Annotated in this window: 22 protein-coding genes and 2 tRNA genes; 15 read left to right on the top strand and 9 right to left on the bottom strand. The window is 64.1% G+C overall.

Going from position 1 to position 24,687, the window contains the following annotated elements:
* The first annotated feature begins 90 nt into the window (after window positions 1-90).
* Both U0177_RS20535 and U0177_RS20530 read left to right on the top strand, forming a co-directional pair.
* Entirely contained in the window at window positions 91-1,023 is a 933-nt protein-coding gene (locus U0177_RS20535) for an AIM24 family protein (RefSeq protein ID WP_409572534.1), read from the top strand.
* Between the two features lie 106 nt (window positions 1,024-1,129).
* A complete protein-coding gene (locus U0177_RS20530) occupies window positions 1,130-2,020 on the top strand; it encodes an AIM24 family protein (protein WP_409572533.1) in 891 nt (296 codons plus the stop codon).
* A gap of 87 nt (window positions 2,021-2,107) precedes the next feature.
* Here the strand turns inward: U0177_RS20530 and U0177_RS20525 are convergent, their stop codons facing one another.
* The 4 genes from U0177_RS20525 to U0177_RS20510 all read right to left on the bottom strand — a co-directional run bounded on the left by U0177_RS20525 (window position 2,108) and on the right by U0177_RS20510 (window position 7,117).
* On the bottom strand, window positions 2,108-2,812 hold the full coding sequence (locus tag U0177_RS20525; RefSeq protein WP_409572532.1) for a hypothetical protein: 705 nt from the start codon (window positions 2,810-2,812) through the stop codon (window positions 2,108-2,110).
* A gap of 195 nt (window positions 2,813-3,007) precedes the next feature.
* A complete protein-coding gene (locus U0177_RS20520) occupies window positions 3,008-5,542 on the bottom strand; it encodes a S8 family serine peptidase (RefSeq protein WP_409572531.1) in 2,535 nt (844 codons plus the stop codon).
* A 347-nt stretch (window positions 5,543-5,889) separates the two neighbouring features.
* Window positions 5,890-6,633 (bottom strand): EI24 domain-containing protein, encoded by a 744-nt coding sequence (locus U0177_RS20515; protein WP_409572530.1) that lies wholly within the window; start codon window positions 6,631-6,633, stop codon window positions 5,890-5,892.
* A gap of 241 nt (window positions 6,634-6,874) precedes the next feature.
* Window positions 6,875-7,117 carry a hypothetical protein gene (locus U0177_RS20510; protein WP_409572529.1) on the bottom strand — a complete coding sequence of 81 codons (243 nt, stop codon included), beginning with the start codon at window positions 7,115-7,117 and terminating at the stop codon, window positions 6,875-6,877.
* Window positions 7,118-7,387: 270 nt separating this feature from the next.
* On the opposite strand from U0177_RS20510, the gene U0177_RS20505 reads away from it, so the two are divergent.
* Both U0177_RS20505 and U0177_RS20500 read left to right on the top strand, forming a co-directional pair.
* A tRNA-Leu gene (locus tag U0177_RS20505) sits at window positions 7,388-7,473 on the top strand.
* A gap of 33 nt (window positions 7,474-7,506) precedes the next feature.
* A tRNA-Pro gene (locus U0177_RS20500) sits at window positions 7,507-7,583 on the top strand.
* A 40-nt stretch (window positions 7,584-7,623) separates the two neighbouring features.
* Here U0177_RS20500 and U0177_RS20495 read toward each other — a convergent pair.
* Together U0177_RS20495 and U0177_RS20490 are read right to left on the bottom strand one after the other, a co-directional pair.
* Window positions 7,624-7,848, bottom strand: a complete 225-nt coding sequence (locus tag U0177_RS20495; RefSeq protein WP_409572557.1) for a helix-turn-helix domain-containing protein — start codon at window positions 7,846-7,848, stop codon at window positions 7,624-7,626.
* A gap of 205 nt (window positions 7,849-8,053) precedes the next feature.
* Entirely contained in the window at window positions 8,054-8,917 is an 864-nt protein-coding gene (locus tag U0177_RS20490) for a tyrosine-type recombinase/integrase (RefSeq protein ID WP_409572528.1), read from the bottom strand.
* 222 nt (window positions 8,918-9,139) lie between these two features.
* Between U0177_RS20490 and U0177_RS20485 the strand changes: the two genes are divergently transcribed.
* The 3 genes from U0177_RS20485 to U0177_RS20475 all read left to right on the top strand — a co-directional run bounded on the left by U0177_RS20485 (window position 9,140) and on the right by U0177_RS20475 (window position 11,965).
* On the top strand, window positions 9,140-10,162 hold the full coding sequence (locus tag U0177_RS20485; protein ID WP_409572527.1) for a DNA-methyltransferase: 1,023 nt from the start codon (window positions 9,140-9,142) through the stop codon (window positions 10,160-10,162).
* Between the two features lie 8 nt (window positions 10,163-10,170).
* Entirely contained in the window at window positions 10,171-10,794 is a 624-nt protein-coding gene (locus tag U0177_RS20480) for a hypothetical protein (RefSeq protein WP_409572526.1), read from the top strand.
* Window positions 10,795-11,401: 607 nt separating this feature from the next.
* Window positions 11,402-11,965 carry a hypothetical protein gene (locus U0177_RS20475; RefSeq protein WP_409572525.1) on the top strand — a complete coding sequence of 188 codons (564 nt, stop codon included), beginning with the start codon at window positions 11,402-11,404 and terminating at the stop codon, window positions 11,963-11,965.
* A 111-nt stretch (window positions 11,966-12,076) separates the two neighbouring features.
* Here the strand turns inward: U0177_RS20475 and U0177_RS20470 are convergent, their stop codons facing one another.
* The 3 genes from U0177_RS20470 to U0177_RS20460 all read right to left on the bottom strand — a co-directional run bounded on the left by U0177_RS20470 (window position 12,077) and on the right by U0177_RS20460 (window position 13,049).
* Entirely contained in the window at window positions 12,077-12,247 is a 171-nt protein-coding gene (locus tag U0177_RS20470; protein WP_409572524.1) for a hypothetical protein, read from the bottom strand.
* A 27-nt stretch (window positions 12,248-12,274) separates the two neighbouring features.
* Entirely contained in the window at window positions 12,275-12,478 is a 204-nt protein-coding gene (locus U0177_RS20465) for a helix-turn-helix domain-containing protein (protein ID WP_409572523.1), read from the bottom strand.
* A gap of 94 nt (window positions 12,479-12,572) precedes the next feature.
* Window positions 12,573-13,049 carry a DUF2975 domain-containing protein gene (locus U0177_RS20460; RefSeq protein WP_409572522.1) on the bottom strand — a complete coding sequence of 159 codons (477 nt, stop codon included), beginning with the start codon at window positions 13,047-13,049 and terminating at the stop codon, window positions 12,573-12,575.
* Between the two features lie 338 nt (window positions 13,050-13,387).
* Between U0177_RS20460 and U0177_RS20455 the strand changes: the two genes are divergently transcribed.
* The 8 genes from U0177_RS20455 (at window position 13,388) to U0177_RS20420 (ending at window position 24,678) form a co-directional block, all read left to right on the top strand.
* Window positions 13,388-14,653: a TolB family protein gene (locus U0177_RS20455; RefSeq protein WP_409572521.1), complete on the top strand. Its 1,266-nt coding sequence runs from the start codon at window positions 13,388-13,390 to the stop codon at window positions 14,651-14,653.
* Between the two features lie 261 nt (window positions 14,654-14,914).
* Window positions 14,915-15,538 carry a diguanylate cyclase domain-containing protein gene (locus tag U0177_RS20450; protein ID WP_409572520.1) on the top strand — a complete coding sequence of 208 codons (624 nt, stop codon included), beginning with the start codon at window positions 14,915-14,917 and terminating at the stop codon, window positions 15,536-15,538.
* A 304-nt stretch (window positions 15,539-15,842) separates the two neighbouring features.
* Window positions 15,843-17,144 (top strand): glycosyltransferase, encoded by a 1,302-nt coding sequence (locus U0177_RS20445; RefSeq protein WP_409572519.1) that lies wholly within the window; start codon window positions 15,843-15,845, stop codon window positions 17,142-17,144.
* 600 nt (window positions 17,145-17,744) lie between these two features.
* Window positions 17,745-19,673 carry an ATP-binding cassette domain-containing protein gene (locus tag U0177_RS20440; protein ID WP_409572518.1) on the top strand — a complete coding sequence of 643 codons (1,929 nt, stop codon included), beginning with the start codon at window positions 17,745-17,747 and terminating at the stop codon, window positions 19,671-19,673.
* The gene (locus tag U0177_RS20435; protein WP_409572517.1) at window positions 19,670-20,752 is read left to right on the top strand and encodes a sulfate ABC transporter substrate-binding protein; all 1,083 of its coding nucleotides are present in this window, start codon (window positions 19,670-19,672) and stop codon (window positions 20,750-20,752) included. Before U0177_RS20440 ends, U0177_RS20435 begins: the two co-directional genes overlap by 4 nt.
* 21 nt (window positions 20,753-20,773) lie before the next feature.
* Window positions 20,774-21,610: a sulfate ABC transporter permease subunit CysT gene (gene cysT, locus U0177_RS20430; RefSeq protein ID WP_409572516.1), complete on the top strand. Its 837-nt coding sequence runs from the start codon at window positions 20,774-20,776 to the stop codon at window positions 21,608-21,610.
* Window positions 21,600-22,484: a sulfate ABC transporter permease subunit gene (locus U0177_RS20425; protein WP_409572515.1), complete on the top strand. Its 885-nt coding sequence runs from the start codon at window positions 21,600-21,602 to the stop codon at window positions 22,482-22,484. The genes cysT and U0177_RS20425 overlap by 11 nt, the downstream gene beginning before the upstream one ends.
* Before the next feature lie 196 nt (window positions 22,485-22,680).
* Window positions 22,681-24,678 carry an ATP-binding protein gene (locus U0177_RS20420; RefSeq protein ID WP_409572514.1) on the top strand — a complete coding sequence of 666 codons (1,998 nt, stop codon included), beginning with the start codon at window positions 22,681-22,683 and terminating at the stop codon, window positions 24,676-24,678.
* Window positions 24,679-24,687: the final 9 nt, after the last annotated feature.

The raw sequence follows: 24,687 nt of genomic DNA, 5'->3' as shown, positions 1-24,687 counted from the left end.
GCCGCTTAGATTCTGCTCATCTCCACTTTATCTCCCACCCCTAGGCTCACGATCAGGAACATTCGCGCCCGCAACCGACCGGAGGTCTCGATGAAGCATTGCCCGAGCTGTGGCCGCCCAGCAGACGACAGCCAGAAGTTTTGCACATTCGACGGGGCGCTGCTCGCCGCCGCGCCCGCCCCAGCGCCCCAGGCGCGCCCCGCGCCCGACCCCCTGGAGCCGATCCAGCGCATCCAATGCCAGTGGTGCCAGTCGATGAACGAGAAGACCGCGCTGAACTGCCGATCGTGCGCCGCGCCGCTCGACATCGCCGACCTGGTGAGCGAGTCGGGCTGGCGCGAGGCGCCGCGCATCCGCGACATGGCCGAGATCCACTTTGGCAGCAGCACGTGCCAGGTGGAGGGCGAGATCGTGCCGGTGGCCGAGCTGAGCCTGGCCCACGGCGACGGCGTGTTCTTTGAACACCACGTGCTGCTGTGGAAAGACGACAACACGCCCATGGGCGTGCTTCCGCTGCAGGGCGGCATGAAGCGCGTGCTGGCGGGCATGCCGTTTATCGTCAGCGTGGCGCAGGGCCCTGGCCGGGTGGCGTTCTCGCGCGACCAGACCGGCGAGCTGGTGGTGCTGCCGCTGCACCCCGGCATGGAGCTCGACGTGCGCGAGCACGCGTTTCTGCTGGCCTCGCACCATATCAACTACTCGTTCGTGCGGGTCAAGGGGCTGCGCAATATTTTGTTCGGCGGCCAGGGCATGTTCATGGATCGCTTCGTGACGTCGAACGAGCCGGGGCTGCTGATCCTGCACGGCTACGGCAATGTGTTTGAGCGCACGCTCAAGCCCGGCGAGAGCATCCTGGTGGAGCCGGGCGCGTTTCTGTACAAAGACGCGACCGTGACGATGGATGTGCAGCCGCAGCAGCTGACGACCGGCTGGTTCGGCGGCCAGAGCATGAACCTGGCGCGCATGACCGGCCCCGGGCGCGTCGGCATCCAGTCGATGTATGTTCATCATTCGACGGAGTGATTGTCGTTTCCTTCACCCTCTGCGCCCTCCCCGCGACGCGGGGAGGGCGCAGGGCGAGGCGCACGCAACGCCGGCTGTGCAAGCTACGTAGCGAAAAGAGCCAGCATTGACAGCATCAAGAACATACACCTGCCCCTGGTGCAATACCGTCAGCGATGGCACGGCGCTCAGCTGCCCCGGCTGCGGTGTCTCGGTCGACGTGCGCAAGATCGTCACGCGCTCGGGCTGGACCGAGCTGCCCGGCCGGCGCGACATGGCCAAGATCCAGTTCGGCGACTCGTTCTGCCAGATCGAAGGCACGTACGTGCCGGTGGCCGACATGAGCCTGGCGGCGGGCGACAGCGTGTACTTCGCGCACCACGTGCTGCTGTGGATGGATACGCAGGTGCAGATCGGCGCGCTGCCGCTGAAGGGCGCCTGGAAGCGCATGCTCGCCGGCCTGCCGATCATCATGGCGCAGGCCCAGGGGCCGGGCCATATCGCATTCTCGCGCGACGCGCCGGGCGAGCTGATCGCGCTGCCGCTCCAGCCGGGCCAGGCGATCGACGTGCGCGAGCACCTGTTCCTGGTGGCGACGAACCACGTGACCTACGACTGGTTTCAGAGCAACATCTGGTTCACCACCAAGAACGGCGACGAGACCGAGACGCACTACCCGCTGGGCATGTTTATGGATCGCTTTGCCGCGCCGCAGCGGCCGGGCCTGCTGCTGCTGCACGCCGGCGGCAACGCCTTTGTTCGCACGCTCGCGCCGGGGCAGGCGATCCTGGTGCAGCCAAAGGCGCTGCTCTTCAAGGACCCGACGGTGCAGATGCAGCTGCACTTCGAGTACCCCGGCACGGCCTCGTGGAGCCCGTGGATGTCGTGGAGCCACCGCCACCTGTGGCTGCGGCTGTTCGGGCCGGGCCGCGTGGCGGTGCAGTCGGCCTACGAGCCTGGCGAAGACAACGGCCGCACGATTGTGCGCCACTCTGGCGCGTCGCAGCGCCAGTGGTGAGCAGCTCGGCGCCGCGCTCGCCTGCCGCAAAACAACAAAGACCTCGCTTCCCTTACGGGAGCGAGGTCTCGGTTTATACCACCCCTGTTAGTTATTGTGCCGCCGAATATAGTCGAGCACGCTCTGCGTCGCCGGGTCGGCCGGGGCGGCGCCAAGGCCGCTGTGCTGGCGGATGTAGCTCAGCACGCTCTGCGTCGCCGGGTCGGGCGCGACAGTGGCAGCGCCCGGCGCCAGCAGCAGCGCCTGGTGCGCCTGGATGTAGCTCAGCACGCTCTGCAGCGACGGATCGGTGGGCGTGGTGCTGAAGCTGCCGTGCTGGCGGATGTAGTCGAGCACGCTCTGCGTCGCCGGGTCGTTCGCTACCACAGGCAGCAGTGCCTCGTGCGCGCGGATGTAGCCCATCACGCCCGGCGCGGCCGGGTCATTCGCCACCGCAGGCAGCAGTGCCTCGTGCGCGCGGATGTAGCCCATCACGCTCGGCGCGGCCGGGTCGTTCGCCACCGCAGGCAGCAGTGCCTCGTGCGCGCGGATGTAGCCCATCACGCTCGGCGCGGCCGGGTCGCTCGCCACGGCAGGCAGCAGTGCCTCGTGCGCGCGGATGTAGCCCATCACGCTCGGCGCGGCCGGGTCGTTCGCTACCACCGGCGTCGCCGGCGCGACGCGGCGGGTCATCGAGTACGAGATGCCCAGCGCGACCGCGACGATCAGCACAAGTACGGCCAGCGCCTCGAGCAGGTGGCGTCCGCGCGATGTGCGCAGCAGCGGCGGGTTGAACTGCATGTTCGTTTTCATAGGGCTGTCCTTTCTTCCACGTGTGCGATTTCGTTCTAGCCCTATTACACCACGCGCGGCCGGCCGAGTGGGGCAGCTTAGCAGGACAAAAAGCAGTACAAAAAAACGCCCGCGCGCGGCCAGCCGAAACAAGCGCACAAAAATGGGGGCGGCACCGCCGCCCCCGAGCACAGCCCCAGCCGATTGAAAAGACGCTCAGCGCCGCGCCAGCGGCACGTACACCAGCGCGCCGCCGGCCGCTGCCACCCCCTTCACGCGCACGCTCACCGGCGCGCCATCGCCCTGAAGGTCGGCGCCGTCGGCCGCGTGGTAGTCGGCGTTGACAATCGGCGCGCCGGCTGGGGCATCGGCATCGACGCGCACCACCAGCGTGCGCAGGATCGTCGCCCCGGCCGCGAATGGCGCGACCGACCACTTCACCGTCTTGTTGCTGAGCTTGCCGCCATTCGAGGCGCTGACAAAGCTGGTGTACTCGGGCAGCGCGTCGCTGATGGTGGCGGCCTGCGTCACCGCGCGGTTGGCGCTCAGCGAGAGCGTATACGTAATCAGGGCGCCGGGCGCCACCTCGACCGCCGGGCTGGCGCTTTTGCTGATCATCAGCTGGCCGGCATTGCTGAGCGCGCCGCCCACGGCCAGCGCGTAGGGCTGGCTTTTGATCGGCACGTTGTAGCCCTTCACCTGGATGGTGTAGCGGCCTACGGCGGGCTTCTCGATCACCAGGCCCTCAACATTATTCAGGTGATCGCCGCTGCCGCCATTGCCGAAATAGGTAGTGTTGCCGGGGCCGGTCACTACCAGGTCGAGGTCGTTCACCAGCTGGCGCTTGGCGGAAAGCGAGGCGGGCGGATCGCTCCAGGCTAGCATGATCCGCAGCGGCTGCGAGCTGTCGAGCACGTCGAGCGAGCGCGCCGCCGACGAGGTGTAGTCGACAGTTTCGCCGGTGCCAATGCCCTGGGTGTGGTCGTCGACCCAGAGCGTGTAGGGCGGGGCGGCGGAAAGAAAGGCCAGATCGGCGCGGCCCCAGCCCTCGGCGTTGTTCGGCCGATCGGCGGGGATCTCGAGGTACTTGCCGGTGCCGTACTGGCCGGGCGCAATGTTGGCGGTGGTGTTCAGCAGCACCGCCTTCACAGCGGCGGCGGATGGGCCGGCGATGCCGCGCATAGTAAGCCACTGGCGCACCAGCGCGCCGGCGCCGGCCACCATCGGCGTCGACATCGAGGTGCCACCGGAGTAGACGTAGTCGCGGTTATACTCGCCCCACAGCGCGCCGGCGCTGGCGTCGTGCGAGCGGTTCGAGATGATGTTGGTGCCAGGCGCGACGAGATCGGGCTTGGTGCGGCCGTCGTCGGCCGGCCCGCGCGAGGAAAACGCGGCAAGGCCGCTGGCGTTGTTCGACACGGGGTCGGAGGCGATCGGATCGGCCGAGAGGCAGAAGTTCTTGCTGAAGTAGACCCACAGCAGCTGGCTCGCGCCGCCGCTGGTGCGGTCGCCCTCGGATGCGCCGACGGTGACGACGTTCTTGGCGGTGCCGGGCGCGAGCAGCGAGTCGGGGTCGACGACGCCGTCGCCATTGAAGCAGAAGTTAAACTCGCCGCTGGGCGTACCGTCGCGGCCCTCGTTGCCGGCGGCGAAGAAGATCGCCATGTCGGGGTGCTCCCACACGAACTGGTCGGTGCGCTGCGATGCCGAGGGGTAGCCGCCATACTCGGCGGCCAGGTCGCTGGCCGGGCCAGTCGTGTCGCCCCAGCTATCGCTGTGCAGGCGCGCGCCGTCGCCGTAGGCCTGCGCGAACAGCTTGTAGTAGTCGGGGTCGAGGCCGACCAGGTGATTTTCGGCATCGGTCTCGAAGGCCTGGATGACGATGCCGGCCTCGGGCGCGACGCCCGCGAACGAGCCGGTGTAGCTATGCTGGGCCGGCTTGGCGCCGGACTGCACGCCCGCGCCCACGGCCGACCCGGCCACGTGGGTGCCATGGCCGAGCTGGTCGGCGAGGTCGCCATTCTGGGCCATCACGTGGGCGGCCACCAGGCGGCCGGCGAAATCGGGGCTGAGCGTGGCCGCGCTGCCGGTATCGAGCCCCGAGTCGGCGATCGCGATCGTCTGGCCGGCGCCATACAGGCCGCGCGCCTGCCAGGCATTATCGACGTGCATGATCTTGCGCGCGACATCGTTGAGCAGGCGCGGGCTGCCGGCCGGTTCGATCCAGCGCGCGGCCGGCAGCGCGGCGAGCCGCAGCAGCGCGGCCGCGTCGGCGGGGGTATCGGGGCGCAGCGCGGCGGCGCGCAGCTGGCTGCCAAGCTCCTGCTCCTGGCCGGGCCAGGGCAGCACGCGCAGCGCGCCAAAGCCGCCCGCGCCCGCGGCAAGCGCGCGCAACAGCGCGGGCGCCAGCTTATCGGCCGCGGTGAATGGCTGCCGCGCATACACGTGCGGCACGCGCGCGGCAGCGTCGAGCTGCTCGGGGGTGCCGCGCACCAGGTAGGCGAAATCAGGCAGGTATTCGAGGATCGCCGCGCCGGTCGCCTCGAGCGCGGCGCGGTCGGCGGTGGCGATCGGGCCGGCGAACTGGATGATTGCGTAGCCGGCTACGGGGCTGGCCGCGAGGCCGGGCGCAGCCGCCAGGACGCCGGTGCGTTGAAGGTCGAGCTGCGGCCCGCTCGCCGGCCGCGCGGCGACGGCGGCAGCCGAGAGCACAAAAAGGGCAATAATGGAGAACAAACGAAAAGCGCGCATGCATCCTCCCGGCAGGCGTCACAGGTTGCGACAGCACGGCATATCAATCTGGTACAAGCGGCACGTAGCGCTCATGCTACACATATGCGTAGCCGTGCGCCATAGCCCATAGATCCTAATCTGAATGCCCCAACAAAAGATGTGCGCGATGAACGAAGTGTGATCATACCACATCCGGCTGATCGCTTGGATTATGGTGGGGGTTCGGGGCGGCTTCGCCGCCCGCGAATTTCTTTCTTGTGCGGCGCCCGGCTTTGCCGGGCGCCGCACAAGAAAACACAAGTAATCAAACGGAGTTGGTATAAGGAGCTTGGTACGAGGCGCGGAGGGCCTGCGCGGGCGCCGCGTCAGCGCAGCTCGTGCATGGCGTCGCAGAACAGCAGGGTGCCAGCCGCGACACACAGCGGGATGGCCAGCAGGTTGATCAACGGGATGCTGACGAGGCCAAGCGCCACCAGGCCGAAACCAGCGGTGGCGGGCAGGTGGCGGCGGATCGCGCCGAGCTTCGCGCGGAAGCTCAGGCGGCGGCGCTCAAGCGGGTAATCGAGGAAATCGAGGCAGGCGATCGTCGCGCCAAGCGCGATACCGCCGGCGGTCGCGAGGATCTGGCCAGCCACCGGGACAAAGCTCAGCAGCAGCAGGGCGGCGCCGATTGGCAGCACCAGCAGCAGCTTCTTCAGCTCGAAGGCCAGCGCGCGCCCAAGGTCGCGCAGCGCAGCGCCGGCGCCATCATCGGCGGCGGGCAGCACGCCACGGCGCGCCAGCTCGATCTGGTCGGACATGCGGGCGTACCAGGGCGCGCCCAGCACCACGCCAAAGCGCACCAGCACAAACGCCGTGCCGACCAGCAGGCCGGCCAGCAGCAGCAGGCGCAGCAGCGCGCCGAACGCGGCGGCCCAGGCCGGCAGCCCCACTACCATGCCGTCGATCGCGCGCAGGCCGGCGAACAGCAGCGTGGCGTAGAGCGTCGCGCCGACTAATAGGTTCACGACGATCGGCACCAGCACATAGCGCCACAGCCGTGGCGTGCGCCGCAGCAGCGCAAGCGCGCGCAGCGGGTAGGCAAATCCGGAGATCAGCGCTTGAATCATACGCCTCAGGCATTCTTATAGCAATCCTATCGGATTGATCAAAGGAAGGAGATTTTCTTCGGGGGCTGCGCCCCCTGGCCCCTGCTGAGCATCAAACATGAAAAAGTACCGCTCTGCCGAAGGCGAAGGGTGCACGTGCGTAGCTCCTGCTCAAACAACAGCGGGCAGAGTAGCTCTGCCCGCTGAGACGACCGCCAGCCGCGCAGTGTTGCGGGCCGGTTCCGGTGTTTTTGAACGGCGCCTAGATCCCCGAGCCGTACGGCTGCTCGTAGCTGGTGTTGTCGGCGGCGGTGGTGTCGTCGATGCGGCGCGTCGCGCCGGTGGCGGGGTAGCTCGTGCCGGTGGAGAGGCCGCTGTCGGCCAGGCGGCCGGGGATATTCTGCTGGCTGAGCCAGCCCTGGATCTTATCGCGGTTGCGCCAGGCGTACAGGCCGCCGGCCGCTAGCAGCGCCATGAGCGCGCTCGATCGATTTTTTGGAAACATTACTTTAGCTCCTCGTGTGGGCCGGCGGCGCGTCGCACCACGGGCCGGCTTCGGCGATCAGCGCCCGCGCGATACGGGCATACCCTGCCTATGCACGAAGCGTACCACCGCCGGGGTGCGTGCAGAGTCGGCCCTCACCCCCCTTCCCCCCCTCTCCCGCGCGCAGGGGAGCGGGTAGGGAGAGGGGTCGACAGACGTTGCACGAGCCCTGAACAGCGGCCGAATGAGTTTGACTTTAGCGCGGCTCTCGGCTATAATATGCCCCGCGACGCCGAAGTGGCGGAATGGCAGACGCGACGGTCTCAAAAACCGTTGAGGGCGACCTCGTGTGGGTTCGACTCCCACCTTCGGCACCATTCGCCTGTCCTTTAGCATCGCGTAGGTTTAATCGGGGCGTGGCTCAGCCTGGTAGAGCGCAGCGTTCGGGTCGCTGAGGTCGGTGGTTCGAATCCACTCGCCCCGACCATCCTGAAAAAGGAAAACCCAACACGCTGTTCTGTGACTTCTCACGGCAGCAGAACAGCACCGGTTGACGGCCTGGCAGCACTAGCGGCCGGGCCGTTAGCTTTTTTTGCGGGTCGCAACCCGCGTTGGAGAAATGACTCCCAATCCGAACGTCGTACCCGATAATCCCGGCCTACCCTTTCAGCCGGTAGCCACCCCTTCCGGCACCAGCTGGTTACGGTCGGGCGTTTTACATTACGCTCTTTCGCAATGTCAGCGGTGCTCATCCACTCGGACAATTAGGGCTCACCTCCTTTGGTTCAAAGGGATTGCTTAGATTACGCTGCTTAATATACCGTGCGCCTGTAAGTATGTCAACCACTTGACGCGCTAGGAGGGCTTTTGCGAGTCGGGCCGCTATTCCTACCCTACTTTCCACCAGCAGCCCCAACAGCGGCCCGTTCAGCGAGCCAGGCGGGATGTTTTCCGTGTTTACCAGTCGTGGATGTCGGGCAGCTGCTCAACTGCCTCGCGCAAGTCCTCGACTGCCGCTGATACATAGATCTCGGTTTGGCGTACCTGGGAGTGGCCGAGTGACTTTGACACAGCGTACAGATTGCCTGATTTTCGCAGCGTCCACGTTGCAAATGTGTGCCGTAGCATGTGGGTTGTGAACTGCACGCCGCATTTGGCCGAGATCCGGGCCACAATCTTACCCGGCCGGGCTGGGCGCAGCGGCTTCCCATCCAGCGAGAACACCGGCGCGTTGTCGTCGAGCGCCTGCAGCTCGCGCCAGGCCGATAGCACATCGGCCAGGGCGCTATGCATTGGCACGGATCGACCTTTGCCCATCTTGGAAAGCCGGATGTTGATCACCAGGCCAGCCAGGTCAACAGCCGACCAACGCAGGTTGGCCAGCTCGCAGGCGCGCAGGCCTGCATACAGCCCAGTCAAAATAAGGGCTTCATCGCGGCGCGTGCCTCGGCTCTCTCGGGCTTGTAAAAACGCGATGACCCTTTTCACTTGCTCAAGACTTAATGCACGTGGTAACGGCTCCGGCTTTTTGGGTGTTTTGAAACATGCCGCCGGAGAGAGGGAAACATAGCCGGATTCAACGGCCCAGCGAAAGAACGTGCGCAGAGAACAAAACATGTTCGATCGGGCGCTATGGCCTCGATCGGCTTTCAAACGCGCATACTGGCGCAGCTGCGGTGTTGTCAGCTTTTGCCAGTCGAGCGTTTGCGCGCTGACCCAGCGTTGTAGCCGTGCTAGCTCTTGGCGGTGCTTTTTGATTGTCCAGTCCGCACGGCCAGCGAGCTGCAGATCGGCTAGAAACTCTTGGATCGCTTGCTCCATGTCACCCTCCGATGTGTAGGCACGAATACACACGGGATGACAGTGTAAGCGAAAATCGCGCCGCCGGCGCCACCAGGTGCAAATGCATTCCGCGCTTTGGTCTGAGCAGAGTTATTTTTACAGTGCAGTTCTACCTGTTCAGTGTACCAAACAAATTGTATAATATGATTACATATATCTAGGAAACAGGAAAGAATCGCTCAAGATAATGAGGCGGTAATCATGACAGTAGCTAAAAAGCTAGGAAAAAAGCCAAATTACAACGGCCATATTGACGTGAAAACTGAAACTTTTAAGTTACCAGCAGAGGACAACACACCTGAGGGTTTACAGTTGTTACTCTCGGCTAACTCAAGATTTAGGACACAGCCTTGGCCTAGTCCTTATAACGCAACTCATCACCAAATTCATCTTGGAGATGCGCGATCTCTTGATTGGATAGCAGATGAATCAGTTCATTTAATTGTCACATCTCCACCTTATTGGACATTGAAACAGTATAAAGAAGGCCGCGAAGGTCAACTCGGCGATGTACAAGATTACGAACAATTCTTGGTGGAATTAGACAAGGTATGGAGGCATTGTACACGAATTCTTGTACCAGGTGGTCGTATATGTTGCGTAGTTGGTGATGTATGTGTACCTCGGCGTAAAGGCGGAAGACACTTCGTCTTACCTTTACACGCTGATATTCAAGTTCGAGCACGAAGTCTTGGGCTCGATTGTCTTACACCTATATTGTGGCATAAAATTGCGAATGGTTCCACAGAGGCTGAAGGAAACGGAGCTGGATTTTATGGTAAGCCATACCAACCGGGCGCTATTGTAAAGAATGACATAGAATATATTCTTTTTTTACGCAAAGGTGGTGCTTACCGATCTGCTAGCCCTTTGCAGAAAGCCTTGTCCATGCTCAACAAGGAAGAAATGCAAAATTGGCTACGCTCTATTTGGCAAGATATACCGGGAGCATCTACACGATATGGACATCCTGCACCTTATCCTGTTGAGCTTGCCGAGCGCCTCATTAAAATGTTCTCTTTTGCAGGTGATACTATCCTAGATCCGTTTTTAGGAGTGGGTTCTACAGCAATTGCTGCTTTACGCAATGGTCGTAATTCTATGGGTAACGAAATTGAGCCTGCATACTTAGAAATAGCACGCTCAAAACTCCAACAGGAGATTTTAAAGCAACGTCCATTTGGAGCTACGGATGCCACTCTAGAATTATTTAACAAACAATAGGCAATTCTATGAATCTCGAAAACGCTATCGATCTGATTATTCTTAAGCGGCAACGTGATGCTACTAGATTAGCACCTTTAGCGGATTACGCAAAAGAAAAACTACAAGAGTATGGATTACCAGGAGTTCGTGGTGGTACAGGTGGAGAACTTCTAATTGCTGGTCTTGCAAGAAAGAAAGCTTGGGATGTAGCTTATAACTTTTCAGGAAAAGACCGACTAATAATATCTTTAAAATCCATATGGGCTAATCCTGGTGGTACGGTTCCAAATCGAATCGATGATTTAATGGGCGAAACTGCAAACGTTCAGCAAATGTCACCCGAGATCGTCACCGGCTATATCCTTCTTTTCGACTCACAAGTCGATACTATTCGACGAGAAGATGGCCTTTACTGGTCGGCTTTCTTCGAAAAGGCGATTAAGAGAATTGCAATTCGAAAAGCTCCTTTATGGAATCAGGGTCTATTAGAAGGTGCTTTGTTCATCAAATTTGACTCTAAACAATCATTTGGCAAACGAATTCTTGAACCAGAAAAGGTATCTCACGAGGAAGACGCCTTTTTTCTATCTCTCCTAAAAGAATTGAAGCTACGCGAACCTGCTATACCATTTTCGAAAACTATATTGTAACTGCAAACTCGTCTCAACTCAAAGGACTCGGTGTTCGGGTAGCTATCAATGCGGAACAGATCATCGGCGCCCAGCGTGACTATCTCATCATCAAGATGATCTAAAAGTGTCAAGATTATCGCACCACAAGATTATTTCTTACAGTACAGGCATAGCTGTAATCGACCAGATCTGTAAAACAATTGCTTCATACAACCCGGTTTTCGTAGCTCTGAGAGGGTCGTTTTTAGGGTTCAAAACAACATTTGTTACAGCTATGTTGTTTTGAAATATTTACATTTGAAGGCAAAAGAATATGTATATCGAATGAAAAGAAATATAAAATTGACAAATAAAGGTAGCCCGAAACATCATAGATCAACCTGCTCGATTAGATATATACAACCTCGACTCAATGATTAACAAAATCGTTTTATTCATAAATAATGCGAACGAGTAAAAACCATTAAAAACACCCGAATATATCCCGCGATTTAACAAACAAATTACTCAATATAACAATAAAACTCAACATTAAATGAAATATTTCAGAGTATCCTATTTGCATCAATGAATCGTGATTATAATCATAATTGCTTACTAATTCCATAATTAGGAGCATTTCGCAATGCTTGATATTAGTAGACTTGAGAAATTAATAACTCTTCATAATACGAGATTATTTGAACTTAAAAAGCGACTAGCAATACAAGGCATAGAATCCGATCCAGCCATTCGAATTGAAATAACAGAAATAGAAGAAAAAATTCTTCAACTTAATTATGCAATTTCATCACTAAATTCGGATAAAAACAGCTCATCCTTAAAAGGACTTTCTATTGAGGATATCATAAAAATATCTGAGGTTGTATCAAAAAACTTAGCTAGGGATAAAATAAACAAATGGTCAGATGAATATACACAAATAGAGCATAAGAGGCAAAATCATCGTATTATCACCGTCTTTACAACACTGTATTTTACGTTTTTAATTTCAAGTTTTCTCAGTGCCATTTTCTTCCTATTTACAGGTGAAGGAATAAAAGATAAATTCATGTTAATGATAAGCACCTTCTTCACCGCCTATCTTCTAAGCACTTTAAGGAGCGTCATAGATATGTCCAAAACAAATATTATTGACCGAGATTTATTTATAGACACCTCAATAATAGAACCAATAAATTACGATTAAAGTAATTGTCCAGTAACAAAACACCCCTATGATTTTTAGAATTAGTAAAATAGAGTAGAATTAGATGCACAGTAGTATATCAACGAGTACATAGGCACATCGCAATTATAATCACACCACAACAGAAGGCGGGCACAGCTCCACACGAAACGGCGCGGTGTTCGGGTAGCTGTCGATGTGAAACAGATCGCCGGCGCCGAGCGTGATTGTTTCGCCGGCCGCGGCTGTCAGCGGCGCGCGGTTGAGCTGTGTGAACACGCGCACCTCGGCCGTTGGCGTCACCGTCCAGCCTCCCGGGCTGCAGGCGCGCTATTGCTTATATTCCAGAATGTCCCCCGGCTGACACTCTAGAGCGCTGCAGATCGCGTCCAACGTCGATAGACGAATGGCTCGTGCTTTCCCATTTTTGAGTATCGAAAGATTCGCCATCGTGATGCCGACCTTCTCGGCAAGCTCGGTGACGCTCATTTTCCGCTTCGCCAGCATGACATCGATGTTAATAATAATTGCCATAGTGCTCTCGTTAGCTGCTATTTCCGGCGTTTCGGCCTGGCGCCGGCGCTGGGCCTTGGCGGCAGTACGCTGGAGCGCTGGCTTGAAGCATCGGCTACACCGTTAAATCATTCTCGGATTTTATATCCACGGCGTTCTGCAAAATCTGCTCAAACAGCGCCGCCGCAGTGGCAATCACGATCGAGCCGAAGGTGATCAGGATGCCTATGAAAACTCCACCGGCCCGGTCATCGCTACTGCCGAGCACGATGAATAGCTCTCCTACCACAACAAAACCAATAATCGATATCGCGCAATATTTGATCGTTCGCAGCGCCTTCACGGCCGGCTGCGAGAATACCTTATTTTGTGCGGCGTACCCCAGCACCTTGAATGCGTGGTAGAGCGCCACAAAAAATGGAATAGACGCGATATATGCGTACGCCAGGAAAGGATCGTTGAAGTATACCTGGAAGGTGGTGGCGTGGGCGTTCCTGCCCTCGATCTGCGGTTCCCAGAGCATGAGCGCAACAGCAGCAATGCCGATGAGGATAATAACGAGCTGAAGAAAGAGCGTCGAGCTTCGTTTCATAGAGCGCACCTCACCCTGTGGTAGATGCTCGTATCCTACCAGAGCGTTTATCGTTTGTCAATATATTATTATCGTTTTACAATGGCCGCCTATGGCAGCGCGGTACTCTCGATGCTTTTGCGTGCAGGCAGGCGCGAGGCAGCCGGCGCCCCAGAGCCGTAGGGCATACCGAACGCCAACCGACGCGCGATGGCCGGACTACGAGCCGGCCGTTTTGTTTTGCGCCGATGCGCAGGAACCTTCCGCGCGGCTGTTTCGTCTGTATCGGTGAAGCGCAACCTCGCAGATTGGCAGCCAGTCGATTCCGCGACGCCGGCTGATCCACAGGAAAGGGAAGTATGCCTACGCTACCAACACTCATATCGCGCGGGCGCCTGCTCGCCGCACTGCTTATCGCCGGGGTGCTGGCCGGCTGCGGCGCGCCAAGCGCTGTGGCGCCTACCGCTGCCCCGGCGGCCACGGCCGCGCCCACGGCCGCAGCGCCAACTGCCGAACCCACCGCCGCGCCGGCGCCTGAGCCTACTGCCGCCGCAGCGCCAACCGCCGAACCCACCGCCGCGCCAGCGGCCGGCGTGCTGCCCGCGCCGCTGTACGTTCTGAACAGCCAGCAGCAGATCGTGCGGCTGGAGGCCGACGGCAAAACTTCGGCCCAGGTGACGAACGAGGACGCGCCGATCAGCGGCTTCGCGGTGTCGCCGGCCGACAGCACGCTGCTCTACGTCGTCGGCCAGCCTGTGCCGAACAAGCTGGTGCGCGCCGACGCGCACGGCGGCGCGCGCGCCGAGCTGCTCACGGGCCAGGTATCGCAGCCGGTGTGGTCGCCCGACGGCCGGCGCTACGCGTTTAGCTGGGGCGACGGCCCGCAGGGCGCCGGCGTGTATAGCGCCGAGGCCCAAGGCGGCGCGCCCAAGCTGCTGGTGGCCAACCTGGCGCGCGCCAAGGATGGCTCGAAGCCCGGCCAGCTGCGCACGCCGATCGCCTGGTCGCCCGATGGCCAGCGGCTGCTGCTGATGACCGCGCCCGACAACGGCCCCGACGCGCCGGGCGGCGACATTGGCGTGGTGGGCATGGCGGTAGCCGGCGGCGACGGCGCGCTGACCGAGCTGGTGCGCCCTGGCGGCGACCCGCACAGCTGCTACAGCGCAGCCTGGAGCGCCGACGGCGGCCAGGTCTACTGCGCGAGCTACGGCATGACCGGCGGCGCGCCGGCGCTGTGGCGCATGCCATCGGCCGGCGGCGAGCCGGGGATCTTGATCGCCTCGGAGGGCACAAACCAGGCCGACGTATTCAACCCGATCGCGGTGAACGATCAGCTGTACGCGTTTGTCGGCGTCACCGCCGACGCGAGCCAGCCGATCGCCTACCACATGCAGCGGCTCGACACCCAGAGCGGCAAGGCCAGCACCGTGCGCGCCGAGGCGCTCGACATCGACGCGGTGCTGTGGTCGCTGTGGGCGCGCGACGGCAGCGGCGCGGTGACGCAAAAGCCCGAGCCGGGCGGCAGCAGCGGCAACACGCTGATATGGACTCCCGCCGAGGGCGCGCCGGTGCAGCTGGGCATCCGCGGCGCCGGCACGCCGCAGTGGGGCGCGCCCGGCAGCTAGCGCGGCCAACGAGAAGCCCGATCGCCCAAGCCCCTTTCCGGCAGTGCCGGGAAGGGGCTTGTTTGCGCCCCCCGGCCCTAGGCTTTAGGGACTATGAGCTCGACATATTGACTCTTTATTTAGTATATGATATATAGTATATCGTTATATATAACTCACGCAGCCGGCTGGCTCAGCCTCCGCAGAGCGGCACGACCCTCGTGTACCGTGCGGGAAGACCGCGCGCAGTGCACGGGAAAACCACACACAAGGGAGAACATTATGACAACTCAGGCCGACACGCTCAGCGACCTCCCGAACCGCAACGCGCTCAACCAGGCGCTGAAGCAGCAGATCGAGGCGGGCAACCCGGTGGCACTTGCCTTGCTTGACATCGACTCGTTCAGCGAGGTCAACTTGGATTTCGGCCAGAGCACCGGCGACGCGGTGCTCCGCACGCTGGCGGGCATCCTCAGCGCGCAGCAGCCCGGCCAGGCATACCACTTCTCGGGCGACGAGTTCGCGCTGGTGCTGCCGGCGCACTCGCTCGAGCAGGCATTTTTGCGGATGGAGGGCCTGCGCCAGCTGGTGTACGGCAACGAGCGCTTCGCGCTGGCCGACGGCCGCAAGCTGGCGATCACAATTGGCGTGGCGCAGTTCCCGCGCGACGCCAAAGACACGCGCGGGCTGGTGCAGGCGGCCGACGCGGCGCTGGCAAGCGCCAAAGAATCCGGGCGCAACCAGGTGAGCCTGCCGCCGAACGAAGAAATGGTGATGAAATCGTGCTACTACGCGGCCTCGAGCGTGCGCCGGCTGAAGCTGCTGGCCGAGCGCCTGGGCCGCAAAGAGTCGCCGCTGCTGCGCGAGGCGCTCGACGACCTGTTTCGCAAGTACGATGTGCCGTAAACCAGCTGAAAACTATCTCGGCTAAGATCTCGTATAATAGGTACGGCGTACGCGATCAGGCCCAAGGGCTCCGAGCAGTTGCTGCCGGACACCACGGGGGCGGCACCGGCAGGGCACTGCCCGCCAGGCCCCGCGTAGCGCCCGTGCCAGAATGGCGCGAGGCCACACGCCGCGACCGGGCGAATATGTAACGCCAGCGCGGCGGCCGAGACTATTCCAACATACCCGAATGATGCAGCGCTGCGCCACCGGCGGCCCGCAAGGGCCGCCTGGCAAATTGCGGCTTATGACAATCAGGAGAACCATGCGAATCGCGATGTTGAGCATTCACAGCAGCCCGATTGCCGCGCTGGGCGGCAAGGAGGCCGGCGGGATGAATGTATATGTCCGCGAGCTGAGCCGCGAGCTGGGGCGTCGCGGTATCGCCGTGGATATGTTCACGCGCAGCCAGGACCCATCCGCGCCTACCGTCGTCGACCTTGGCAGGAACGTGCGCGTGATCAACCTGCACACCGGCCCAAGCGCGCCCTACGACAAAAACTGGGTGCTGACCTACCTGCCCGAGTTTGTGAGCCGGGCGCGCTGCTTCGCCGACGGCGAAGACCTGACCTACGACCTGATCCACAGCCACTACTGGCTCTCGGGCGAGGCCGCGCTGGCGCTGCGCCGCAGCTGGGGCGTGCCGGTGGTGCATATGTTCCATACGCTCGGCGCGGTGAAGAATACGATCGCGCGCGGCGCCGAGGAGCGCGAAACCGCCCAGCGCGTGGCGATCGAGCGCGGCCAGATCGCCGCGATGGATACGATCGTCGCGGCCACGCCGCTCGACCGCCAGCAGATCATCGCGAGCTACGCGGCCGACGCCGAGCGCATCCGCGTGGTGCCGTGCGGCGTCGACCTGCGGCACTTCCAGCCGCGCGATATGGCGGCGGCGCGCGCCGAGCTGGGGCTGCCGGCCGCGCCGCACCGCCTGGTGCTGCTGGTCGGCCGGATCGAGCCGCTCAAGGGCATCGACTCGCTGATCCGCGCGATTGCGCTGCTGCGCGATCGCCGCCCCGAGTGGCGCGACCAGCTCGGCGCGGTGGTGGTGGGCGGCGGCGCCGAGGGCGCGCCGGCGCAGTGGAACACCGAGCAGCGCCGGCTCGACGCGCTGCGCACCGAGCTGGGCGTGCGCCAGGCCATCCACTTCGCCGGCGCGCGCGACCAAGAGCAGCTGCCGCTGTTCTATGCCGCCGCCGATATTGTGACCATGCCATCGCACTACGAGTCGTTCGGCATGGCCGCGCTCGAGGGGCTGGCCTGCGGCCGCCCGGTGGTGGCCACCAGTGCCGGCGGCCCGGCATATATCGTCGAGCACGGCACGAGCGGCCTGCACGCCCCGCCGAACGATCACGTGGCGCTGGCGGCGCAGCTCGAGCGCCTGCTGAGCGACGACAGCCTGCGCGCCACGATGGGCCAGGCGGCGCGGCAGCGCGCCCAGCGCTTCGGCTGGGCGGCGGTAGCCAACGACATTCTGCGCGTCTACGACGACACGATCGAGCGCAGCACGCTGGCGCGCGTCGCTACGGCGCTGCCGCGCGCCCAGGCGCTGGTGCCGCGCGGCTAGCCAGCCGCCGTATGACTCATTTACACGAGCTACGTGGTGTCCTCCCGCGTGGGAGGTTTGGAGGGCGCAAGCCCTCCAATATCACTCTTCTTTGGCTGGTCGCGGCCACGGCGGTGGCCACGACCAGCCAAAGAAGTTTTTGGGGGCGGCATTGCCGCCCCCGAACCCCGACCATGGAACTCGTGTCAGTTAGGAGTGCGATAGCCGGGCTGCCAACGCGGCCCGGCTTTGTTGTACCCGCCTAACTGTTACCCTGGCACTACCGTTTTTCAAACCAGGCACCGCTATGCTGAGTGTAGCGAGGGCGCCTGTCCCAGCAGCAATGCATTTCACACCACACGGCGTACGCGGTCGCAGGCGTCGCGGGCGGCTTCCGCCTGCGGCGGCATCGTTCGTACCACCTCTCGTGCCGCGACGGTGGCGCAGGGCGCCAGACGCGGCAGCACAGCGAAAACGTGCGGCCCTGCCGAAGGCAAACCGGCCGCGCCCGAGCGCGTTCGCGCCTTTGAAGCAGCAGCCCGGCCCGCATGTCGCGCGCATGTCACCGTTTTGTCACCAATTTGGAACCGCCGCCTAACCAGCTACAGCCGAGAGGTATGTATGTCGATACTGCTCGAACAGCTCAGCAAGCGCTACGACGGCCACCCGGTTGTGCATAGTGTCTCGCTCGAGATCGCCGACGGCGAGTTCTTCGTGCTGCTTGGCCCGAGCGGCAGCGGCAAAAGCACGATCCTGCGCATGATCGCCGGGCTCTCGTCGATCGACCATGGGCGCGTGGTGCTGCGCGGGCGCGACGTGACGCGCCTGCAGCCGCAAGAGCGCGGCGTGGGCTTTGTGTTCCAGAACTACGCGCTGTTCCGGCATATGTCGGTGGCCGAGAATGTCGAGTTCGGCCTGAAGATCCGCAAGATCGCGCCGGCCGAGCGCCGCCGCCGCCGCGACGAGCTGCTCGAGCTGGTGGGGCTGGCCGGCCTGGGCGCGCGCATGCCGCGCCAGCTCTCGGGCGGGCAGCAGCAGCGCGTGGCGCTGGCGCGCGCGCTGGCCTACGCCCCCGAGGTGCTGCTGCTCGACGAGCCGTTCGGCGCGCTCGACGCCAAGATCCGCGTCGAGCTGCGGCGCAACCTGCGGCGCATCCAGCGCGAGATCGGCACCACCACGATCTTTGTCACCCACGATCAGGAGGAGGCGTTCGAGCTTGGCGACCGCCTGGGCGTAATGAACGTCGGGCGGCTGCTCGAGGTCGGCCCGCCCGAAGAGCTGTACCAGCACCCGCAGACCGAGTTCGTGGCCACGTTTCTCGGCACCGCCAACCTGCTGGTGGGCCGCTGCACCGACGACGGCGTGCTGGTCGGCACGCTGCACTTTCCGCTCAGCACGGCCGCGCGGCCCGGCAACGGCGACCGCCGTGTGCAGGTGCTATTCCGGCCCGAGGATATCGCGCTCGCGCCCAGCGCCGAAGAGCTGGCCGGCCCAACGCTGGGCGCGGCCGAGGTCGAACAGATCACCTTTGCCGGTTCGTTCGAGCGCCTGCGCCTGCGCCTGCCGCCGATCGCCGGCGTGCGCCCGATCGCGCCCGAGGTGCCGTATGGCAGCGACGCGGTGCTGCTCGAAGCCACGCGCTCGCAAGACCAGGCGCGCGGCTTTCCGCTGGCGCCGGGTGCGCGCGTGTGGGTGGGGGTGCGGCGTATGCACGCGCTGGCGCACCCCGGCCTGCGCATGCTGCTGCTCACCGACGGCACGCCCGCCACCCAGCCGGCGCTCGAGCTTGGCGCCCAGCTGGCGCGCCTGGCGCACGCCCGCACGACGATACTGGGCTACAGCCGCGAAAACAGCCCGGCCTTCGGCCAGCAGATGCAGCAGATCCGCGAAAGCCTGGGCAGCGGCCTGCCCGCGCTCGAAACCCGCCAGGCCGATCTTCCAGCCATCCCCGCCGCGCTGGCCGAGGTCGAGCGCCAGAGCTACGACCTGGCGGTACTGAGCAGCCACCAGGCCGGCGACCTCGACCTGGCCGCCCAGCTGCTCCAGCGCGGCGACCAGCACCTGCTGCTGGTGCCAGACGCGCAGACGCTGCCCGAGCGCGTGCTGATCTGCGTAGCGGCCGGCGAGCCCGGCAAAGACGACGTGCTGTTCGCCGGGCGGCTGCTGCGCCACTTCGGCGCGGCGGCCGGCGTGCTCTCGGTGCTGCGGGCTGCCGCCGCCCCGGCCGAGCACGAGCGCGCCGAGCGCTTCATCGCCGCAGGCGTGCGCACGCTGGCCCTGCTGGGCGTGCCGGCGCACAGCGTGCTGCGCCAGGGCGCGGTGATCGAGCAGATCGCCGCCGAGATGGCCGCGGGCGGCTACGACATGCTGGTGCTGGGCGCGCCGCCGCCGCGCGACGACGGCCGTGCGGTGCTGGCCGGCGTCGTCGGCGAGATCTTAAGCGCGATGACTGCGCGGCCGGTGCTGCTGGTGCGCTCGGCAAGCGTCGCCCGCCGGCGCTGGCATATCGTCAGCCGCCAATCGATCGATATGCAGGAGATAAACCGATGAGATCAACACGTCTGAGTTCGCCGCTTCGCCTGGCCGCGCCCGCGCTCGCCCTGATGCTCGTGCTGGCGGCATGCGGCGGCGCCACGCCCCAGGCGGCCGCGCCAACCGCCGCCCCGGCGAGCGCGGGCGCCAGCGGCGGCACCACGCTGATACTCGGCGCCTACACCACCCCGCGCGAGGCGTACGCCAAGCTCATCCCGGTGTTCAAGCAGCAGTGGAAGCAGCAGACCGGCCAGGATCTGACGTTCCAGGAATCGTACCAGGGCTCGGGCGCGCAGTCGCGTGCGATTGTCGAGGGCTTCGAGGCCGACATCGCCGCGCTCTCGCTCGAGGCCGACATCGACCGGATCGCCAAGGCCGGCCTGATCACCCACGACTGGAAGAGCGGCCCGTACAAGGGCATGGTCAGCGACTCGGTGGTGGCCTTCGCGGTGCGCCAGGGCAACCCCAAGGGCATCCACGACTGGGCCGACCTGGCCAAGCCCGGCCTGCAGATCCTCACGCCCAACCCCAAAACCAGCGGCGGCGCGCAGTGGAATATTCTGGCGCTGTACGGCGCCGCCAAGCGCGGCGCGGTGGCCGGCGTGCCGAAAGACGACGACGCCGCCGCGACCGCGTTCCTCAAGGCGGTGCTGAAAAACGTGACCGTGATGGACAAGGGCGCGCGCGAAAGCATTACCAACTTCGAGCAGGGCGTCGGCGACGTGGCGATCACCTACGAGAACGAGGTGGCGGTTGGCCGCATGAATGGCCAGACCTACGAGCTGGTGATCCCGCAATCGACCATCCTGATCGAAAACCCGCTGGCGGTTGTCGATACCTACGCCGACAAGCACGGCACGCGCAAGGCCGCCGAGGCGTTCGTGCAGTTCCTGCTCAGCAAAGAGGCCCAGACGATCTTCGCCCAGTATGGGCTGCGCTCGGTCGACGCCGAGGTGGCCAAGGCCACAGCCGCGCAGTTCCCAAGCGTGCCCGACCTGTTTACAATCGAGTATTTCAACGGCTGGAAAGAGGCCACGCCCACGTACTTCGGCGACAGTGGCGTGTATACCAAGGCGATCGCCGAGGTGCAGCAGTAGCGCCAGCTGGAAAGAGATGCCATGACCGAACGTACCGTGCGCGGCCGGCCCGCACCCGCATCGCGCAGCGCCCTGGCCGCGCGCGCCACCGCGCTCACCTACCTGGCGGTGCTGCTGATCATCCCGCTGGCGATCATTGTGCAGGATGGCCTGCGCGGCGGCGTGGGCAGCCTGCTGGGCGTGCTGACGCAGCCGGTGGCGCGCAGCGCGCTGTGGCTCAGCCTGTGGACGGCCGCAGTGATGGCGGTGATCAACGCCGTGATGGGCACGCTCACCGCCTACGTGCTGGTGCGCTACCGCTTCCCCGGCCGCGCGCTGCTGAGCGCGCTGATCGACCTGCCGTTCGCCATCCCGACGCTGGTGGCCGGCGTCATGCTGGTGGTGCTGTACGGCCCGCAGCGCGCGCTGGGCGCCTGGCTCGGCCAGAACCTGGGCTTGCAGATCATCTTTGCGCCGCCCGGCATCATCCTCGCGCTGCTGTTCGTCACGTTCCCATTCGTGACGCGCGCGGTCGAGCCGGTGCTGGCGGCGCTTGAGCGCGACCAGGAGGAGGCCGCCGCGACAATCGGCGCCGGCACGCTGACGATCTTCCGCCGGGTGGTGCTGCCGGCGCTGGCCATGCCGATCGCCACCGGCGCGCTGCTGAGCTTCGCGCGCGCGATCGGCGAGTTCGGCGCGATCGTGGTGGTGGCCGGCAACATCCCGCTGCGCAGCCAGACGGCGGCGGTGTACGTGTTCGGCGAGATCGAATCCGAGAACCAGCGCGCCGCTACCGCAATGTCGGTGGTGATGCTGCTGATCGCCTTCGGCCTGGTGCTGCTGGTCGATTACCTGCAAAGGCAACCCCATGATGCATGATCGTGCCGGCGCTCGCGGAGACGCAGACGCAGCCGCAAAGACGGCGCCCGCGCCTCCCGCTCTTCCGCTCGCGCGGCCGCGTCGCGCCTGGCTGAAGTGGCTGCTGATCGGCATTGTGGTGGTGTATGTCGGCGTGCTGATCGTGGTGCCGCTTGGCGCGCTGCTGGCCGGCGCGCTGGCCGGCGGGCTGGGGCCGGCTGCGGCGGCGCTCGCCGAGCCGGCGGTGATCTCGGCGTTCGGGCGCACGCTGCTGATCAGCCTGATCGTCGTGCTGGTGCATGGCGCCTGCGGCACCGCCGTGGCCTGGGTGCTGGTGCGGCACCGCTTTCGCGGGCGGCGGGTGCTGAACGGCCTGATCGACCTGCCGTTCGCCGTCTCGCCGGTGGTGGCCGGCTACATGCTCATCCTGCTGTTCGGCCGCCGGGGCGCGCTGGCGCCGCTGGTGAGCGCGCTGGGCATCCCGGTGGCGTTCGCGCTGCCCGGCATGATCCTGGCGACGCTGTTCGTGACGCTGCCGTTCATGGTGCGCGAGCTTATGCCCGTGCTCGCGGCATTTGGCACCGAGCAAGAGCAGGCCGCCGCGACGATCGGCGCCAGCGGCTGGCAGACGTTCTGGCATGTCACGTTCCCGGCGCTGCGCTGGGGCTTTATCTATGGCATCACGCTCACGTTCGCGCGCGCGCTGGGCGAGTTTGGCGCGGTGCTGGTGATCGGCGGCGGCGTGCAGGGCCGCACCGAGACCGCCACGCTCTACATCTTTCGCGCGCTCGACGACCGCCAGTATATCGGGGCCTACAGCGCCGCCCTGCTGCTCGGCGCGATCTCGCTGGCGCTGGTGCTCGGCTCGGATCTGCTGCGCGGCAAAGAGCGCTAACAGAGCGATCATCCACAGCGGTACTTTTTCTTCTGGACGTGTCCATTTCCGCGCGCAGCGCGGAAATGGACACAGAAGACAATCAAGTCAAGTACCGTGCTGCCGCAGGCGAAAAGCACGGCTGGAATGACGCGGCTGGATTATGCTATAGTGCCCATTGCTCACTGCTCACTGCTCCGCTGCGTGTACGCTGCCTATGAACCGACTGCGCCTCAGCACTGTGCTGGTAATCATCAACGTCGGCGTGCTGCTGCTGGCGGTAACCGGCGTGGCGCTGGCGGCCGGGCGGCTGCTCGAGCAGCTCGCCGACACGCAGGCGCTCGCGCGGGTTGCGCAGGCCGGCACGACCGCGCGCCAGGAGATCGCCCGCGCCGGCGCGGGCGCGCTGACAAATGCCCAGCTGCTGGCCGAGCGCCCGACGCTGCTGCGCCTGCTCAACGCCGGCGACAACGCCGAGCTTGGGCGCTTTCTGGCGCAGTTTGGCCGCACCAGCGGGCAGGGCGGCTGCGCGCTGCTGCGCGACGACCGGCTGCTCGCCGCGAGCGACGCTGGCGTGCCCTGGGATACGATCGCGGCGCGCCTGGGCGCGGCAAACCCGTTCTTTTTCCGCGCCGGCGCGGCCGACCCGCCCATACTGGTGGCGCGCGCCGATGTTGCCGGCATGGCCGGCGCGCACGTGCTGGTCGTGCAGCCGCTCGACGCCGCGTTTGCCCAGGCGCTGGGCGACGACCTGGGCGTCACCATCACGATCGCCGACCCAAGCGCCGGCGCCGACATCACGGCCACGCGCAACGACGACCTGGGGCTGTTCCAGGCGCGCGTGCCGCTGGCCGCGTCCGACGGCGCGCCGGCCGGCACGATTGTGGCCAGCCTGCCCACCACCAGCGTCGAGCAGTCGCTCGGCCAGCTCAGCCGCAACCTGCTGCTGATCGCGCTTGGCGTGGCAGTGCTGGCCGGGCTCACGAGCTTTTTGCTCGGCCGGCGGCTGGCCAAACCGCTCGAAACACTCACCGGCGCGGCGGCGCGGATCGGGCGCGGCGACCTGGCCACGCCAATCGCGGTCGCCCCCGGCGGCGAGATCGGCACGCTCGCCAGCACGCTCGAAGAGATGCGCTGGCAGCTGCTGCGCCTGACGGCCGACCTGCACCGGCGCCAATCCGAGTCGCAGGCGATCATCACCGGGATCATCGAAGGCGTATTCAGCGTCGACCGCGAGCGCGCGATCAGGTTTGTCAACCCGCAGGCCGCCGCGCTGCTGGGGCGCGCGCCGGGCGACATAGTCGGCCGCTTCTGCGGCGACGTGCTCAACCCGCGCATGCCCGACGGCACGCGGCCGTGCGCCGAGCACTGCCCGATCATTCACGCGCGCTTCCGCGACGGCGCGCAGGCTACCGAGCACGTGCTGCTGCCCGACGGCCGCCGGCGCACGGTCGTGATCACCAGCGCGCCATTCGCCGCCGACCAGCAGGTGCAGGTGCTGCGCGACGAGACCGAGCGCGAGATGGTGCGGCGCCTGCGCGACGCGGTGCTGGCCAATATTTCGCACGAGTTCCGCACGCCGCTCTCGGCCCAGCTCGCCTCGATCGAGCTGCTGCTCGACCAGCTGCCAACCCTGAGCACCGAGCAGATCGGCCAGCTGGTGCTGTCGCTGCAGCGCGGCACGCTGCGGCTCACCCAGCTGATCGATAACCTGCTCGAGAGCGCGCGGATCGAGTCCGGCCACTTCGCCATCCGCCGCCGGCCGGTCGCGCTCGACGAAGTGATCGAAGACGCGCTCGAGCTGACGCGCCCGCTGCTGGTGCAGCGCGGCCAGCACGCCAGCATCGAGCTGCCGTTCCCGCTGCCGCCAATCGAGGGCGACGCGCCGCTGCTAACGCAGGTGTTCGTGAACCTGCTGGCCAACGCCAACAAGTTCGCGCCCGATGGCTCGTCGATCGCGGTTGGCGGCGCGGTTGGCCCGCGCGATGTGACGCTGTGGGTGGCCGACCAGGGGCCGGGCATGCCGGCCTCGGCCGCCGGCGCGCTGTTTGGCCGGTTTGTGCGCTCGCACGGCGACGAGCCCGAGCAAAACGGCGTGGGCCTGGGCCTGTGGATTGTCCAGTCGATCGTCGAGCGCCACGGCGGCGCCGTCGCGGCCGAGAGCAGCGGCCAGGGCACGCGCGTACGCGTGACGCTGCCGATCGCAGCCGGTTAGCCGCCCCGC

The organism is Kouleothrix sp. (assembly GCF_046328425.1).
GTDB lineage: Bacteria > Chloroflexota > Chloroflexia > Chloroflexales > Roseiflexaceae > Kouleothrix.
The sequence above is the reverse complement of the archived record's forward strand: the minus strand, read 5'-3'. Positions and strand labels throughout refer to the sequence as shown.

Coding starts and splice junctions, on each gene's coding strand:
- U0177_RS20535 (WP_409572534.1), top strand. CDS start 91: ATGAAGCATTGCCCGAGCTGTGGCCGCCCAGCAGACGACAGCCAGAAG.
- U0177_RS20445 (WP_409572519.1), top strand. CDS start 15,843: ATGCGAATCGCGATGTTGAGCATTCACAGCAGCCCGATTGCCGCGCTG.
- U0177_RS20485 (WP_409572527.1), top strand. CDS start 9,140: ATGACAGTAGCTAAAAAGCTAGGAAAAAAGCCAAATTACAACGGCCAT.
- U0177_RS20490 (WP_409572528.1), bottom strand. CDS start 8,917: ATGGAGCAAGCGATCCAAGAGTTTCTAGCCGATCTGCAGCTCGCTGGC.
- U0177_RS20425 (WP_409572515.1), top strand. CDS start 21,600: ATGATGCATGATCGTGCCGGCGCTCGCGGAGACGCAGACGCAGCCGCA.
- U0177_RS20455 (WP_409572521.1), top strand. CDS start 13,388: ATGCCTACGCTACCAACACTCATATCGCGCGGGCGCCTGCTCGCCGCA.
- U0177_RS20420 (WP_409572514.1), top strand. CDS start 22,681: ATGAACCGACTGCGCCTCAGCACTGTGCTGGTAATCATCAACGTCGGC.
- U0177_RS20510 (WP_409572529.1), bottom strand. CDS start 7,117: ATGTTTCCAAAAAATCGATCGAGCGCGCTCATGGCGCTGCTAGCGGCC.
- U0177_RS20475 (WP_409572525.1), top strand. CDS start 11,402: ATGCTTGATATTAGTAGACTTGAGAAATTAATAACTCTTCATAATACG.
- U0177_RS20480 (WP_409572526.1), top strand. CDS start 10,171: ATGAATCTCGAAAACGCTATCGATCTGATTATTCTTAAGCGGCAACGT.
- U0177_RS20460 (WP_409572522.1), bottom strand. CDS start 13,049: ATGAAACGAAGCTCGACGCTCTTTCTTCAGCTCGTTATTATCCTCATC.
- U0177_RS20440 (WP_409572518.1), top strand. CDS start 17,745: ATGTCGATACTGCTCGAACAGCTCAGCAAGCGCTACGACGGCCACCCG.
- U0177_RS20515 (WP_409572530.1), bottom strand. CDS start 6,633: ATGATTCAAGCGCTGATCTCCGGATTTGCCTACCCGCTGCGCGCGCTT.
- U0177_RS20520 (WP_409572531.1), bottom strand. CDS start 5,542: ATGCGCGCTTTTCGTTTGTTCTCCATTATTGCCCTTTTTGTGCTCTCG.
- U0177_RS20465 (WP_409572523.1), bottom strand. CDS start 12,478: ATGGCAATTATTATTAACATCGATGTCATGCTGGCGAAGCGGAAAATG.
- U0177_RS20435 (WP_409572517.1), top strand. CDS start 19,670: ATGAGATCAACACGTCTGAGTTCGCCGCTTCGCCTGGCCGCGCCCGCG.
- U0177_RS20525 (WP_409572532.1), bottom strand. CDS start 2,812: ATGAAAACGAACATGCAGTTCAACCCGCCGCTGCTGCGCACATCGCGC.
- cysT (WP_409572516.1), top strand. CDS start 20,774: ATGACCGAACGTACCGTGCGCGGCCGGCCCGCACCCGCATCGCGCAGC.
- U0177_RS20450 (WP_409572520.1), top strand. CDS start 14,915: ATGACAACTCAGGCCGACACGCTCAGCGACCTCCCGAACCGCAACGCG.
- U0177_RS20495 (WP_409572557.1), bottom strand. CDS start 7,848: ATGAGCACCGCTGACATTGCGAAAGAGCGTAATGTAAAACGCCCGACC.